Origin of the sequence: Acinetobacter chengduensis, assembly GCF_003664645.1 — a bacterium.
GTDB classification, from domain to species: domain Bacteria; phylum Pseudomonadota; class Gammaproteobacteria; order Pseudomonadales; family Moraxellaceae; genus Acinetobacter; species Acinetobacter chengduensis.
On record NZ_RCHC01000032.1, the window covers coordinates 1 to 14024 of the forward strand.

A 14024-nucleotide genomic window follows, 5' to 3' on the forward strand; every position below is an offset into this window, starting at 1 on the left:
TAGAAAAATGAGTTTATTGCACTGATATTTATCTATTTTTTAAATTTTAGACCTGGGTTGGTGCCCAGGTTTTTTTATTGCGTATAACAGCCCTTATGTTAAATCAGGTTTAAAACTTAATATCATGTGAATTAAAGTAGGTCGGATCAAACTCTATCTCTCCTATTTCATCCTCGATAATTTGCATGTAATCGTCATATCTTGGATGTTTGGGGTCTTGTAATGCATCTAAAATATCAAGATATCCAAAAATTCCTCCAATATCTTCAAATGGAGCATGATTTTGACCATCTATACAACATGGATATTTTTTATTTAAATCAGGAGATTGTCTGCTTTCTACAGTAATCAAATGTTCCCAACAATCGCCAAAATCATATGTATATATAATTTTTTTACCTACACGTAGAACTTCTTTCAATTTTTGTCTTTTATTGATCTTTTCATGCTTAATAGTCGTGAATTCATGTAAATGGCTATCTTCCCAATCAAAAGCAGATTGAATTGCCTTATGGAGCCTAGATAAAGTAGCTGCCGATGAAATTTGAATAGTTCTCCAGATTTCAGGATCACTACCTAGCAGACTAATTTTTAATTGAAAAACTTCATCAGAAGATTTGAGCTTTACAGTTCCCATAACAGCCTAGTTCTCAAAAAATAGTTTTAGTAAATCTAAAATTAACATAATACACCTTATACGAAATGATTTCTTTTATTTCATATAAATCATAAACTTATACTAAGCCGTTCTAGGCTTCAGCGCACTAGAACGGCTTTTTCGTGCTTTTTCATGTTCCACGCTTACTATTTAAGCAATGTTCCACGGTTTTAATAAGCCCAGGTGAACAATCAAATCAGCCATATGGCTTAAAGAATCGGCTCCAAAAGCCTCTTTTTTCGTATTTAGGAACTGGATCTTGTTTTCAGTAGTCAATCCGTGTATTAGCCCCTGTAAAAACCGACACTTAACTCGCTAATTTTAGCGCATGAAACTCCCAAGGGGATTTCATTTTTTAGTCCACCCATTTTTACTGTTTTTTTAGAGCGTTAAAAATTCTGTGTTAGCCAAGTTAGCCAAATTCGCTAGAGATTATTTTCGGAAAAATATTCGTTACTTTTGACTATACCCTAAAATAACACTTTAAAAGTTCGTAAAACCATGTACCATTTAAATGATTTTTAATCATAAGTAACATGTAACTTTGATATTAAAGATTTATAATTTACAAAATTGTTCATTTTTATCCAATTGGGGCGAGAAAGAGTGAAAGGCCAAAAAGTAGGTTATGTGCGAGTGAGTTCGGTCGAGCAAAATACTGGGCGTCAACTTGACGGGATAGAAGTCGATCGGATTTTTGTTGACCGTGCTTCGGGTAAAAATACCGACCGACCGAAATTTCAAGAAATGTTGAACTATGTCCGGGAAGGGGACAGGGTGATAGTACATTCCATGGATCGTTTTGCGCGAAGCTTAAAAGATTTGGTCACTGAAGTAGATAAACTGGTCAAACGAGGGATTGCCATCCAGTTTGTAAAAGAAAATATTACTTTCACTGCTCAATCTACCCCGATGGATAATTTAATGCTGCAACTGATGGGGGCTTTTGCACAATTTGAACGTGAAATCATTCTGGAACGGCAAAAGGAAGGAATAAAACTAGCCTCTGCTCAAGGGAAATATAAAGGTCGTGTACATAAATTGAAACCTGACCAGGCTGAAGCTTTAAGACAAGCATGGAAGGAAGGAAAGTACTCTTCAAAAATGGCATTAGGCCAGGCATTTGGAATTAGTCGTCAGGCGGTATATCGGTATTTGAAAGTATGTGATTAACTCAATTGAAATTGGCGATTATATTTAGTTTAGCTTATAAAAATCGTGGAACGTGATAAATCCATGAAAAAGCCCATTCGAGGGTGAGTGGGCTTTTTACAATGCACTATCTTGCTGATTTTATATGATAATTTAATTACATTTCGAATAACGTGTATTATGTTAATTTTAGAAGTACTTTAAAATATTAAGCTAATAACACGTGTTTTTAATCCAAACTTTTAATGTAAGTAATGCTTTGCAAATATAGATGTTCAGAGGATATCCAGCACTTATTCTTATGAAATTTGAATATCTCTTATCTTCCCCAAAGACTTCTCCTGGGACTATATTAACTCCTTGTTCTTTTGCAAACTTATAAATATCTAAGCTATCAATTTTTTCTGGTAATTGAATCCATAAGGCATATCCACCTTGTGGTTGCGTTAACTTTATATCTAGACCTTCAAAATTTTTCACAATAAACTGGCGATATTCTTCAACTTGTTTCATTAACGTGGGCCTTAATTGATTTAAATGGGCCCTATACGATCTACTGTTAATAAAATCCGCTAAACCTAGTTGTAATGGTGTGTTTACAATACTCAGAAGTGATAGAAGTTTCTCTTTGAGATGTTCTTGTTGATGAGGTAAACAAAGCCAGCCAATACGATAGGCTGGTGACAAAGATTTCGAAATTGAGCTACAAAGAAACACATAGCCTTCTTTATCCCAATATTGGATAGGTAGGGGACGATGTAAACTGTGCCCGCATTCAGCATAAATATCATCTTCAACGATAAAACACTTATATTTAGCAGCCAATTTAGCAATTTGCTCTTTTTCATCATTAGTTAGACAAAAACCTAAAGGATTTTGATAGTTAGCTGTCAAAAGACATATTTTTGCTCCTGAATTTGCCATAACCCGCTCTAAGCGATGTAGATCTATTCCTGTATGTGAAGCAGGTGTTTCTACAATCTTTCTACCTAAATTAGCTAATAATAATTGTTGTCCATTATAGTTAGGCATTGGAACAATAACGCTATCACCGACTTGAGTCAGCATTTGTATGATCGTAGATAAGGCAGGCATACACCCACTTGTTATAAAAATTGATTCTTCTGGTATATAAATTCCATCTTCAGCACAGTGATTTGATAAAGCTTGGCGTAACTTAATATGCCCTTGTTTATCACTATATAAAAAATCCTCTGGTGCACTATGTTTTAAAGCTCTTTGAAGAGATCTCCTTAATGTCTGTGTTGGTATTAGTTTAGGGGAAAGCTGAATTGCCCCCAAGTGAACTCTGTGTTGATTGATTGAGGCCTCTTGTATTTCATTCTGTAGTTCTAAATTTGTTATCATCCGTGGATGAGATCCAAATTCGGGATGGATTGGAAAATTTATCTGTTCTTTAGTAGTTCTTACAAAATATCCACTTTTAGGTTTAACAAAAATTAGACCTTGTGACTCTAAAAGCTCATAACAAGATTTTGCAGTGGTCATACTGACATTATGGTTTTTGGTAAAACATCGCAATGAGCTCAACTTTTGATTTGGCTGTATCTCCCCCGAGTTAATTTTTTTAGCAATTTGATCAGCTAAAATTTGATATTGAAAAGCCATATCTGTGCTCTTTTTTAAAAAAAAATTGTATCTGTATATCTTTATATCAGAAAACTAAAATGCAATAAATCTTCTCAATATATTCAATCAATTATGAATAATTTCATTACTACAATTCTTGTAGTTATCTTATGTTCTGGATGTGAAAGTAAAACAGATCAACCTAAACTTGGACAAATGACTTATGTATGCTCTTCATTAGTCAGAGGCTATTTAAAACTTAGTCAATTCGACTCTTATGAGGTATGGAAGAAAGAAGATAAATCGCAGAAAACAATTAAATTTTTATATACTAAATTTTATTCTGGTAATCAGATAGGTCTTATCCGAGATACTAAATTACTTGAATGTACAAAAGAGAGCGGAAAATATTTCTTAAGTGAAATTGATCAACATTCATTGAAAAAAAGTCAGGTTTTAACTTTAGCTTTAAATAAATAATCTATGGTAAATACTCTGCATTTTGCATACTCAATTTTAGGGTATTAGATCATGCTTAATTAATAAAACTCCATTTAACATAATGGCCATTACATAAGGCAGAAGAAAACAAACACATACCTAGTCCTTTTAATTAGCTAAAGAATAAAAGGGGGAAATTTCTACAGTTAAGCCCTGAGGATATGTCCCGTAAAACTTAATATCATAATCATATTTGCTTAGAATTGTTTTAACCAAAGATAATCCCAAGCCATGCCCTGGTTGTTCTGCAGACTTTCGCCAAAAACGTTGCCCCAAAAGTTTTAGCTCATGTTCACTTAAAGTTTTTCCATTATCTTGAATGAAAAGTGAGCTATCCTGCATTTTGATAGTAATAATATCTGTTTGTGCATGTAAGGCTGCATTCTCAATAAGATTTTTAAGTACTGTATAAAGCGCAAAATCAGGAAGATAAATACTTGTTAAAGTTGCCCAATTGATATCCAGACTTTGATCAAGCTCAGGGTAGACTGGGTGTAAATCTGCAATGACTTGTTGCAGTACAGATGTAATATTCGTGGCTTCTAATTTCTGAACAGTATCCTGATCTATAGCTGTCAATGCTAAAAGTTGTTCAAGTAATTGTGCATATCTGCGGATGTTTATATTGGCTTGTTGAAGATTATCCTGTAAATCGTGCCCGGCATGTTGTTGTGCGATGAGTTGAGCAAGTTGTACATGGGTTTTGATTGCCGTTAAAGGACTACGCAGTTCATGTGCAGCATATGCGGTGAAGACTTTTTCATTTTCCAAACTATGGTGCAATTTTTGAATCAACTGAGTTGAATTATCGACAAAAGGTTGTACCTCTTGCGGAATGTTTTTGGGGTCAAGATTTATTAAATATATGGCCGCGTCACCAAGTGTTAATTCTTTTAGGCTCAAATGCTGTGCAATGGTATCAAGACTTTTAAATTCTTTACGTATTATCAAAATAATCAATGTAATACAGATAAGCAGTGATAAAATTAGTGGAATAAGCACTGATTGTAGAATCTGCTGTAGGAGTGAATAGCGTAAGAACATACGTTCGGCAGCCACAACTTGGATATCATTTTTACGTAGCACATAACTACGCCACTCAATCTCACTTTGTTGCCAAGTACTAAAACCAAGCTGTTGTTGACTTAAGTTAGCTGGCGCACCTCGAGTTTTTGCCACAACATGTTGACCCACAGAAATATCTGAGCTGAATAAAGATACTTCGCAAGCAATTAGATTTTCAGCATCGGTAGACTTATTGGTTTGTTGAATAAGTTCGTTTTTAATCGCTTTCATAGGGAGTTGTTGAATTAAACGCGCGACCATATGTGCCGAAGCTGAAAGTCGTTGATCCAAGGTATCTTGCAGGCGTTTTTGCAGATCGACATACAACCAGGCGAATACAATACTCCACAGGCAAAGAAATACCATCAATAAGCTTGTGACCAAACGCCATTTCAAACTATAGCTTCGCATCTGTTATAATTCAGACACTTTAAACATATAACCGACCCCACGAATGGTCTGAATAAAATCAGCATTTAATTTTTGTCTTAAATGGTAAATATGCACATTTAAAGCATTACTTTCGATGCTGTCTTGATACCCATAAAGTTTGTCGAGCAATTGCTCATTTTTCAGAATCTGATTGGGATGGCTCATCAAAGTCTCAAGCAAACTGTATTCACGCCTTGAAAGCTGGATCGCTTGATGTTGATAAAATACTTCTTGGGTATCTTGATTTAAGCTTAAGTCTTCAAACTGTAGAACATTGGATGAAAAGCCGCGGTGACGACGCGTGAGAGCATGAAGACGGGCAACCAGCTCATCAAGTTCAAATGGTTTCGTCAGATAGTCATCAGCGCCTAAGTTTAATGCTTCAATACATTGCCGCGTCTGTATCCGCGCAGTGAGTACAAGTATCGGTGTATGAATCTGATCCTGTCGCCATTTTCTAAGTAACTCCAAACCATCCTGATCCGGCAATCCTAAATCGAGCAGGCACAGATCAACAGCGCTATGACGGATAAAATAATCTGCCGCGCTTGCCGTGCTGACATGCTCGACAGAAATATTTAAAAAATCCAAAGCCGCACAAATACTGTGGGCAATATATGGATCATCTTCTACCAAAACGACAAACATGCGGACTCCCATTGATTGTTCATCTATTTTATAAGCGATTGTTACTGTTAATGCTCTCTTAATTTTAGTTTTTGAATAATAGGGCATCTAACATTAAATACGATGCTGAAATTGATGATGTGGTTGTTGAGAATATTTTTGATAATGGTAGCTGTTTTAATAAGAACAGCACATGCTGATTTCTTGCCACCTGATCAGGCCTTTCAGTTTGAGGCAGTCTCGACCAGTCAGGAGGGTGCTGAACTTACATGGAAAATTGCCGATGGCTATTATCTCTATCATCATCAACTCAAAGTTAGTCATGATCAGAAAGCACTCAAACTGAGCCTACCAGTACCACAAGACAAAGATGATCCAACCTTTGGGCGGACCCAGGTTCATTATGGTCAAGTCAATACTCATATTCCGGTACAGCCTAATCAGCAACTCAATATTCAGTGGCAAGGCTGTGCGGAAAGCGGTTTATGCTATCCAGTACAACGCACTACGATTCAAACTGATGACGAGGGATTATTGCCCACCCAGAGATTCTCGGAGAGTAAAAGACTATTAAATGTGACATCAACTTTAACATCTACTTTAGTGCCAACCCAGTTATCTGAGCAAGCTGTTGCACAACAAAAAAAGGCAGCTTTAGGACCAGAAAATTCAACGAATAAAAACACAGTAGAAGAACCTGAAAATCTGGTAGCGGTACCACAAGATGAACAAGCCGCTGATGAATCCCAGAGACAAGCCTCAAGTGAAGTAAGCACCCAGAGAGAGCCTCAGATACAACAGGATCAGACGAATGCCTCTCTTAAATCTCAATGGAATAATGACCAATTCTTTTTTAACCTATTATCCAACCAGAACCTTTTAGTCAATTTGCTCGTATTTTTAGGACTTGGGATCTTATTGGCTTTTCTACCCTGTTCATTACCTTTGATTCCTATCCTTTCGGGTATTTTGGTCCAGCGCAAAACGGGTTATCGGGCCGCATTTATTGCCGGAGCCTTTGTTCTGGGGCTGGCCATCGTGTATGCTGTGATGGGCCTAGCCGTTGCACAACTAGGTTATAGCTTTCAGCGATGGTTTCAAAGTCCAGTTTTTATTGGCTTATTTGCACTGCTATTCACTGTATTCGCATTTAACTTATTTGGCGCTTTTCATTTGTCATTGCCACAAGGGGTGTTACATCGCCTTGATCAGTGGCAACAAAGACAAAAGGGCGGAACCTTGCTAGGTGCTTTATTGATGGGCATGATCGCAGCATTGATTGTTGGTCCCTGTATGAGTGCGCCACTCGCCGGGGCATTATTATTTGTTTCACAGTTGAATCAACCCGTGATGGGGGCAAGCTATTTATTTGTGCTTGGTCTGGGTATTGGTTTACCCATATTTATTGCTTCAGTGTTTGGTTCACAATATTTACCTAAACCTGGCTTATGGATGGATCGTCTTAAGTTTAGCTTTGGCTTTGTCATGCTGGCTCTTGCTCTTTATTTCATCCGTCCGTTAATTCCAAGTGTGCTCTATTTCATCTTACTCGGTGCGGTTTTACTCCTGCTTGCTGGCTATTGCTTGCTAAAAATACTCCCTCATATATCTCGCAGCATAGCCAAAGCTATGGTGATGATTTTAAGCATTATGATTGCTTTAGGAGGAGCATGGCATATTAACCATGCCCTAGCTCAAATGAGTGTGACCCAAGCAGAGCAGATCTTGGCATGGCAACAGGTGAATACTGAGGATGAACTGAGTAGCGCCCTTGCTCGCTTTAAAGGTCAGACAGTCATTATCGATGTTTATGCGGACTGGTGTGTGGCCTGTCAGCCCATTGAGCATGAAGTTTTGCCGCGTGAAGATGTACAAGATGCTCTTCGTAATATCGCAAGGATTAAGCTCGATCTCACAAATTATCATTCAAGCCAGGATGAATTATTAAAGCAATGGCAGATTCTGGGACCACCAACCATGATCATGCTGGATGTCTCACATCAGGAACAACGTGAACTTCGACTGACAGGAACATTTAGTGCAGCCCAGTTACTCGCAAGACTTGAGCAACTTCAGATAGGCGAACGTGAATGATTTCATCTGAAGCCTTACACCTTGGACCATTGATGTTGCCCTGGACATTAATCATTATTTTGATTGGATTGATGACTGTGTCGATAATTGGCCAGATGGTGAGCAACAAACTCCGATGGGATAAAGCAGTGATCCAGGTTTTTCGGGATTCTTTATGGATCAGTGTCCTGATTGGGCTCATCGGGGCAAGAATCGTTTTTGTATTGTTAGATTGGGATGCCTATTCCACATCACCTCTCGACATCTTCAAGATCCAGGACAAAGGATTCCATCTCATCGGGGGTATTGTTACTGCTATCCCATACTTTCTTTGGAAAAATAAAGGACTGCCTGGTAAATCCAAGGCTATTTTTATCTTTATTTTTACGCTGCTGCTGAGTCTTGGCATTGCTTTTCAAAACAATTTGAAACAGGAAACCCATTTTCCGGATTCAAGTTTTTCGTCCTTAATTCAACATGGTGAAATCTCAGAGAACGTTCCACTCAAGCAGTTTATCGGGCAGCCAACAGTGATCAATATATGGGCCAGTTGGTGCCCACCGTGTCACCGTGAAATGCCCGTTTTACAGCAGGCACATAATCAATATCCCGGGATTAATTTCGTCATGCTTAATCAGGGAGAAGATCAAGTAACCGTACAGGATTATTTAAGACGTTATGATCTTAAATTTAAACATGTACTGCTTGATCCATATGGAGAAATACCACAACAGATGAATATGTTTGGACTACCAAGCACTTTATTTTTCAATGCACAGGGACAGTTGGTAGAGCGTCATATGGGTGAATTGAGCCCTGCGATGTTGCAGCAATATTTAAAAAAGATATCCATCCAACCTTAATTTTTCTGGTGAATTTTTATGAATACATCGATACAACGTATCCTCATTTCCATGCTGCTTGCAGGTAGTGCAACATTGACTTCCGCCAATAGCGCTATCAAAAAACAGATTGAGCAGGAAGGATTTGAGTTTATTCAACAAATTCCTGCGCCCACAGGAATGACTGGCTGGGTGGGACACAACAATCAGCATCCTGGAACCGTATTTATTGCGAATGACCAGAAATATTACATTCTGGGTGATTTATACAATGCCAAAGGAGACAATCTTTCTGTTGATCTCATGAATAAACATGCCAAAGAAGCGGTTCTGGATGATGTTTGGAAAACCTTGGAAAAGGCTACATGGATCCAGGATGGCCAAAAAAATGCTCCACGCATAGTCTATGTCTTTTCGGATCCCAATTGCCCTTACTGCCATAAGTTTTGGCAGCAGGCGCGTCCATGGGTTAAGTCTGGAAAAGTACAATTACGCCATATTCAGGTCGGTGTCATACGTGAAGAAAGTCGTGCCCAAGTTGCCACTTTACTGATGTCAAAAGATCCTGCAGCAGTTTTTACTGATATGAACGTGAATAAAGGCAAGAAACGTTTAAAACCGGAAAATAAAATTCCTCAAGAGATTGCAAAAAAAATTGATTTCAATCAGGAGTTAATGGAGAAATATGGATTTTTCTCAACACCTTCCATGGTGTGGCGAGACAGTAAGGGCACTTTTAAATCTGCTCAAGGCATGCCAAAGGATCTGAAAGAAATTTTTGAGAAATAAATTTCGCAGGTGAATATGAGATTTTAGGTATTTTGTTAAATGATGGAAAACTTTATAAAGTCATCAGGTTCATATTTTCAACTGTCGTATAAATAAAGTAATGGTAATGCTGTATAGATTGTATTGCCATTATCTTTAGCCGCTTTGAGCAGGAATATTGAGGTTAAAGCTTGAGGAATTATGAGTTTGTTAAAGTCACTCGATGGTACAAGTTAGAATGAAAAACAGGCTTAAGCAGCACAATATAACTGATGCAGGGTTTGCATAATCGTCAGGATTCTGGGGTCAGATACTTGATAGAAAATCTGTTTACCTTCACGACGAGTGCTGGCCATATTATTTTTACGCAGTACAGTCAGTTGTTGGGACAGTGTTGGTTGATGAATATCAGTGCTTTCCTCAATTTTCTGTACATTGAGTTCGCCTTCTACCAAGACACATAAAATTTTTAGGCGGTCAGGATTTGATAAGACTTTTAAGTAGTTTGTGACTATATCGACTTCCGAAAAATCAATTTTAGCCTGATTAGTTCCAGTATTCATTACGATCTCCTTCAGTCGTGTATAGTTAAAAATCATTTATGAAAGAATATCACAGAATGCTTGATTAATATTATATATTATATATTATAAATAAATATATTGTAAATTTAAGTAGACTCGCTATGCATGATTTCCTGATTGCTTTTCTCGGCGGTTTGATGCTCGGTGTATCGGTCGTTGGTTACCTGTATGTGCATGGTCGTATCGCAGGCATCAGTGGCTTAATCGGACAGGTGCTGAATCCTAAAACGATGTTTAAAACACCTGCGATCTGGTTCATGGCGGGTTTAATAACGCTGCCATTTATCTATGGACTGTTTGTTCAGCCAGAAATTGAATTGAATGCGAGTCCGCTGATGCTGGTGGTTGCGGGTCTCTTGGTCGGCTTTGGTACACGCTTAGGTTCAGGCTGTACCAGCGGTCATGGCATTTGCGGGATGAGTCGTTTGTCTAAACGTTCCATCGTGGCCACCATGAGTTTCATGTTTGCTGGTTTTGTCACTGTTTATATTGTTCGTCACGTGACTGGAGCATTTTAAAATGAAAAATATTTTAGCTTTTATTTTTGGTGCTCTTTTTTCTGTCGGACTGATGGTTTCAGGCATGTCCAATCCGGAAAAAGTGCTGGATTTCCTGGATCTGTTTGGTGACTGGGATGCCAGTCTGGCCTTTGTCATGATGGGTGCAATTGCCGTGGCATTTATTCCATTTCAAAAAGCCATGCGTTCTGCAGCACCGAAAACCGTATTTAACGAACCTATTGTATTGCCAACCAGTCAAAAACTTGATCCACGCTTAATCATTGGCAGCCTGTTGTTTGGTATCGGCTGGGGGATTGCTGGGGTATGTCCAGCACCAAGTTTCACCTTGATTGGCCTGGGGCATTACCAGGTCTTCTATTTTATTATCGCGATGTTGATTGGCATATTGCTGCACCGTAAATGGGCGGGAGAATAACCATGGCAAAATACCCACTGGTACAGGATTTTTTTGACGAGGCGACCAATACCTTCAGTTACGTGGTATCCGATCCAATGACAAAGCGCTGTGCCATCATTGACAGTGTGCTGGATTATGATGCGGCATCTGCAACCACTTCAACCACACAGGCAGATCGTATCATTGCTTATGTCAAAGCACAGACTTTAGAAGTGGAATGGATTTTGGAAACCCATGTTCATGCAGATCATCTGACTGCAGCCCAATATTTGAAACAGGAACTGGGTGGGAAAATTGCAATCAGCCAGAAAATCGTTGTGGTGCAAGAAACCTTTGCTGCAATTTATCATCTGGATCTCAAGCAGGTGAATGCTAGTCAGCCATTTGATCATTTATTTGAAGATGGTGAACATTTCAAAATCGGTGAGCTGGATGTCTATAACATTCCAACACCGGGACATACACCTGCTTGCCTGAGCTATGTGGTGGAAGATGCCGTCTTTGTCGGCGACACGCTGTTTATGCCGGACTATGGTACGGCACGTTGTGATTTTCCAAAGGGCAGTGCAGAAACGCTTTTTGATTCGGTACACAGCCTGTATCAGCTACCAGAAGATACTCGGGTCTTCTTGTGTCATGACTATCTGCCTGAGTCACGTCATGCGTATCAGTGTGAAACAACTGTTCAGATGCAGAAACAGCATAATATTCATGTGCATAGCGGGGTAAGTAAAGCAGATTTTGTCGCAATGCGTCAGCAGCGTGATGCCGGACTGAGTATGCCGAAGTTGATCCTGCCTTCCATTCAGATCAATATGAAAGGTGGACAGTTTCCAACGCCAGAAGAGAATGGGGTTTCTTATTTAAAACTTCCGCTCAATTACTTCAAATAGACATGTTTCAAGATTAAACAAAAAGTTTGGTCTTTTGTTTAATTGCATTAGCAAAGAGAGGAACAGTGGCTATGTGGGTGTTAATACTGGAAGGGTTGGCCATCGGTGGCTTGCTGGGTTTAACCGGTGCTGGTGGCGGTATCCTGGCTGTACCGGCACTGATGGCGAGTCAGGGTTGGACCGTGGCACAGGCTGCGCCTGTGGGCTTGCTGGCAGTGACTCTGTCTGCCTTGGTCGGAACGTTCGAGGGTTTATTCAAGCGTATTGTACGTTATCGCGCTGCGCTCTGGATCGCCCTGATCAGTATTCCTTCAGCACGCTATGGCGTAAATCTGGCTGGTATTGTTTCTCCGGTCTGGCTGACGATGGCTTTCAGTCTAGTCATGTTGATTGTGGCTTACCGGATATTCTTTAACAAAGTTAATGACCATGAGAATCCACCGTGTAAGGTCAATCAAACGACCGGTCGCCTGATCTGGAATGTGAAAACGGCCTCATTCCTCGCCGGTATTGGCGTAGTGGCGGGTTTGCTGACTGGCTTGCTCGGGGTGGGCGGCGGTTTTGTGATTGTCCCGGCACTGCGTAAATTCACCGACCTCGATATGCGCAGTATCGTCGCGACTTCCCTGATGATTATTTTCCTGATTGGCGGTGTCAGTATTACTGCACACGTGCTGGATGGTTTTCAATATCCTGTTTCGGTCACGCTAACTTTTGTTCTGGCTTGTATTGTGGGAATGTTGATTGGACGCAGTCTGATGCACCGGATTGAAAGTAACCGGGTACAGAAAATTTTTGCCACGACTGTGATTGGGGTAGCTGTGTATTTAATCTATTCAGCACTCATGGGCTAGTCCCGTGAAGTGCTCTCCGGACGGAGATAGAAAGTCTGCTTCTGGATGACAGATGAATAGCCTGTTTTTCTGTCATTTGAATGAATATCCAACCGGTGTAGAGTCTGAAATGGCTTTAACAAATAGATGGTTTGCAATAGCGTGATTACTGTAACAGCTGGGATGGGCGCTTACAGCAAAGAGCTTTTAATCTGCTTAATTATAGTTTGTAAAATATAAATATGATTTTGATGAGCGAGGAATAATGAAAATGATGAAAACTGCAGAGCAATTGATCCGGAATGCGAAAAGACGGATTCAGGAAGTGAGTGTAGATGACTTACTTGAAGCCATGAAAAATCATAAAACCATTCTGATTGATGTTCGGGAACCAGATGAATTTCAGGCGGCAGCGATAGACCGTGCGGTGAACTATCCTCGTGGTGTTTTAGAAATGAGGATTCACCAGCATCCTTTAGCCAGCCATCATTGCGATACCCTACAGGCACTGGAACATCTTAAAGATCAGCCGATCTATTTGATCTGTGGTACAGGCGGCCGTTCGGCACTGGCTACAGATACTTTGCAGAATATGGGTTTTACTCAGGTTAAATCAGTTCAAGGGGGATTTCAAGCATGGCTAGAGCAGGGCTATCCGGTACAAAAATAATCTATTGAATAAGCAAAACCTTATTGTTGATTGTTTAGTTTGAGAGAAAGTCATGAAATACAAAGAATTAACCCAAAACATTTCAGGCAGTTTAAGAACGCTCAGCCAGGATTCACCTGATTTAATGAAAAGTTTCAATCAATTATCCCAGATCGCAATGCATGATGGTGTGATTGATCCCAAAACCAAGGAATTGATTGCATTGGCGATTGGTGTGGCTGCACGTTGTGATGGTTGTATCGGTTTTCATGTCAGAACCCTGGTCAAAATGGGCATGACCCTGCAGGAGCTGGAGGAAGTTCTGGGTGTTGCGGTGTATATGGGCGGTGGACCTTCATTGATGTATGCCGCAAATGCCCTGGAAGCATTTAAAGAGTTTTCCAACTGATTGGATAGTGGCGTAAATGGAGGGATGAAA

The 14024-nt window shown here is 39.6% G+C and carries 16 protein-coding genes; 11 read left to right on the forward strand and 5 right to left on the reverse strand.

The features are described 5' to 3' along the window. Positions 1-109: 109 nt before the first annotated feature. Positions 110-637 carry a plasmid pRiA4b ORF-3 family protein gene (locus D9K81_RS17105; RefSeq protein ID WP_000537572.1) on the reverse strand — a complete coding sequence of 176 codons (528 nt, stop codon included), beginning with the start codon at positions 635-637 and terminating at the stop codon, positions 110-112. Positions 638-1264: 627 nt separating this feature from the next. Between D9K81_RS17105 and D9K81_RS17110 the strand changes: the two genes are divergently transcribed. Further along, positions 1265-1831 carry a recombinase family protein gene (locus D9K81_RS17110; RefSeq protein WP_207667526.1) on the forward strand — a complete coding sequence of 189 codons (567 nt, stop codon included), beginning with the start codon at positions 1265-1267 and terminating at the stop codon, positions 1829-1831. Between the two features lie 192 nt (positions 1832-2023). Here the strand turns inward: D9K81_RS17110 and D9K81_RS17115 are convergent, their stop codons facing one another. Next, positions 2024-3439: an aminotransferase-like domain-containing protein gene (locus tag D9K81_RS17115; RefSeq protein WP_121523842.1), complete on the reverse strand. Its 1416-nt coding sequence runs from the start codon at positions 3437-3439 to the stop codon at positions 2024-2026. A 93-nt stretch (positions 3440-3532) separates the two neighbouring features. Here D9K81_RS17115 and D9K81_RS17120 point away from each other — a divergent pair, with 93 nt between their 5' ends. Then, the gene (locus D9K81_RS17120; protein WP_121523844.1) at positions 3533-3880 is read left to right on the forward strand and encodes a hypothetical protein; all 348 of its coding nucleotides are present in this window, start codon (positions 3533-3535) and stop codon (positions 3878-3880) included. 129 nt (positions 3881-4009) lie between these two features. On the opposite strand, the gene D9K81_RS17125 is transcribed toward D9K81_RS17120, so the two are convergent. Together D9K81_RS17125 and D9K81_RS17130 are read right to left on the reverse strand one after the other, a co-directional pair. Then, positions 4010-5377, reverse strand: a complete 1368-nt coding sequence (locus D9K81_RS17125; protein WP_121523846.1) for an ATP-binding protein — start codon at positions 5375-5377, stop codon at positions 4010-4012. Between the two features lie 3 nt (positions 5378-5380). Next, on the reverse strand, positions 5381-6046 hold the full coding sequence (locus D9K81_RS17130) for a response regulator transcription factor (RefSeq protein ID WP_005404980.1): 666 nt from the start codon (positions 6044-6046) through the stop codon (positions 5381-5383). A 144-nt stretch (positions 6047-6190) separates the two neighbouring features. Here D9K81_RS17130 and dsbD point away from each other — a divergent pair, with 144 nt between their 5' ends. From dsbD to dsbG, 3 genes are read left to right on the forward strand one after another with little or no spacing between them, the layout of a single operon-like run. After that, complete coding sequence (gene dsbD, locus D9K81_RS17135; protein WP_235831054.1) at positions 6191-8119, forward strand: protein-disulfide reductase DsbD; 1929 nt, start codon at positions 6191-6193, stop codon at positions 8117-8119. Further along, on the forward strand, positions 8116-8961 hold the full coding sequence (locus D9K81_RS17140; protein WP_121523848.1) for a TlpA disulfide reductase family protein: 846 nt from the start codon (positions 8116-8118) through the stop codon (positions 8959-8961). The genes dsbD and D9K81_RS17140 overlap by 4 nt, the downstream gene beginning before the upstream one ends. Before the next feature lie 18 nt (positions 8962-8979). Continuing rightward, positions 8980-9729 (forward strand): thiol:disulfide interchange protein DsbG, encoded by a 750-nt coding sequence (gene dsbG / locus D9K81_RS17145; RefSeq protein WP_121523850.1) that lies wholly within the window; start codon positions 8980-8982, stop codon positions 9727-9729. Between the two features lie 230 nt (positions 9730-9959). Here the strand turns inward: dsbG and D9K81_RS17150 are convergent, their stop codons facing one another. Next, a complete protein-coding gene (locus D9K81_RS17150) occupies positions 9960-10271 on the reverse strand; it encodes an ArsR/SmtB family transcription factor (protein ID WP_121523853.1) in 312 nt (103 codons plus the stop codon). Between the two features lie 122 nt (positions 10272-10393). Here D9K81_RS17150 and D9K81_RS17155 point away from each other — a divergent pair, with 122 nt between their 5' ends. From D9K81_RS17155 to D9K81_RS17180, 6 genes are all read left to right on the forward strand, one after another. Then, the gene (locus D9K81_RS17155; RefSeq protein WP_121523855.1) at positions 10394-10810 is read left to right on the forward strand and encodes a YeeE/YedE family protein; all 417 of its coding nucleotides are present in this window, start codon (positions 10394-10396) and stop codon (positions 10808-10810) included. Position 10811: 1 nt separating this feature from the next. Next, positions 10812-11228, forward strand: a complete 417-nt coding sequence (locus D9K81_RS17160; protein WP_121523857.1) for a YeeE/YedE family protein — start codon at positions 10812-10814, stop codon at positions 11226-11228. A gap of 2 nt (positions 11229-11230) precedes the next feature. Then, a complete protein-coding gene (locus D9K81_RS17165; RefSeq protein ID WP_121523859.1) occupies positions 11231-12103 on the forward strand; it encodes an MBL fold metallo-hydrolase in 873 nt (290 codons plus the stop codon). A gap of 71 nt (positions 12104-12174) precedes the next feature. Then, positions 12175-12957: a sulfite exporter TauE/SafE family protein gene (locus tag D9K81_RS17170; protein ID WP_016165473.1), complete on the forward strand. Its 783-nt coding sequence runs from the start codon at positions 12175-12177 to the stop codon at positions 12955-12957. 253 nt (positions 12958-13210) lie between these two features. Further along, a complete protein-coding gene (locus D9K81_RS17175; RefSeq protein ID WP_121523863.1) occupies positions 13211-13606 on the forward strand; it encodes a rhodanese-like domain-containing protein in 396 nt (131 codons plus the stop codon). Positions 13607-13658: 52 nt separating this feature from the next. Continuing rightward, entirely contained in the window at positions 13659-13994 is a 336-nt protein-coding gene (locus tag D9K81_RS17180) for a carboxymuconolactone decarboxylase family protein (protein WP_074947809.1), read from the forward strand. Positions 13995-14024 lie beyond the last annotated feature (30 nt).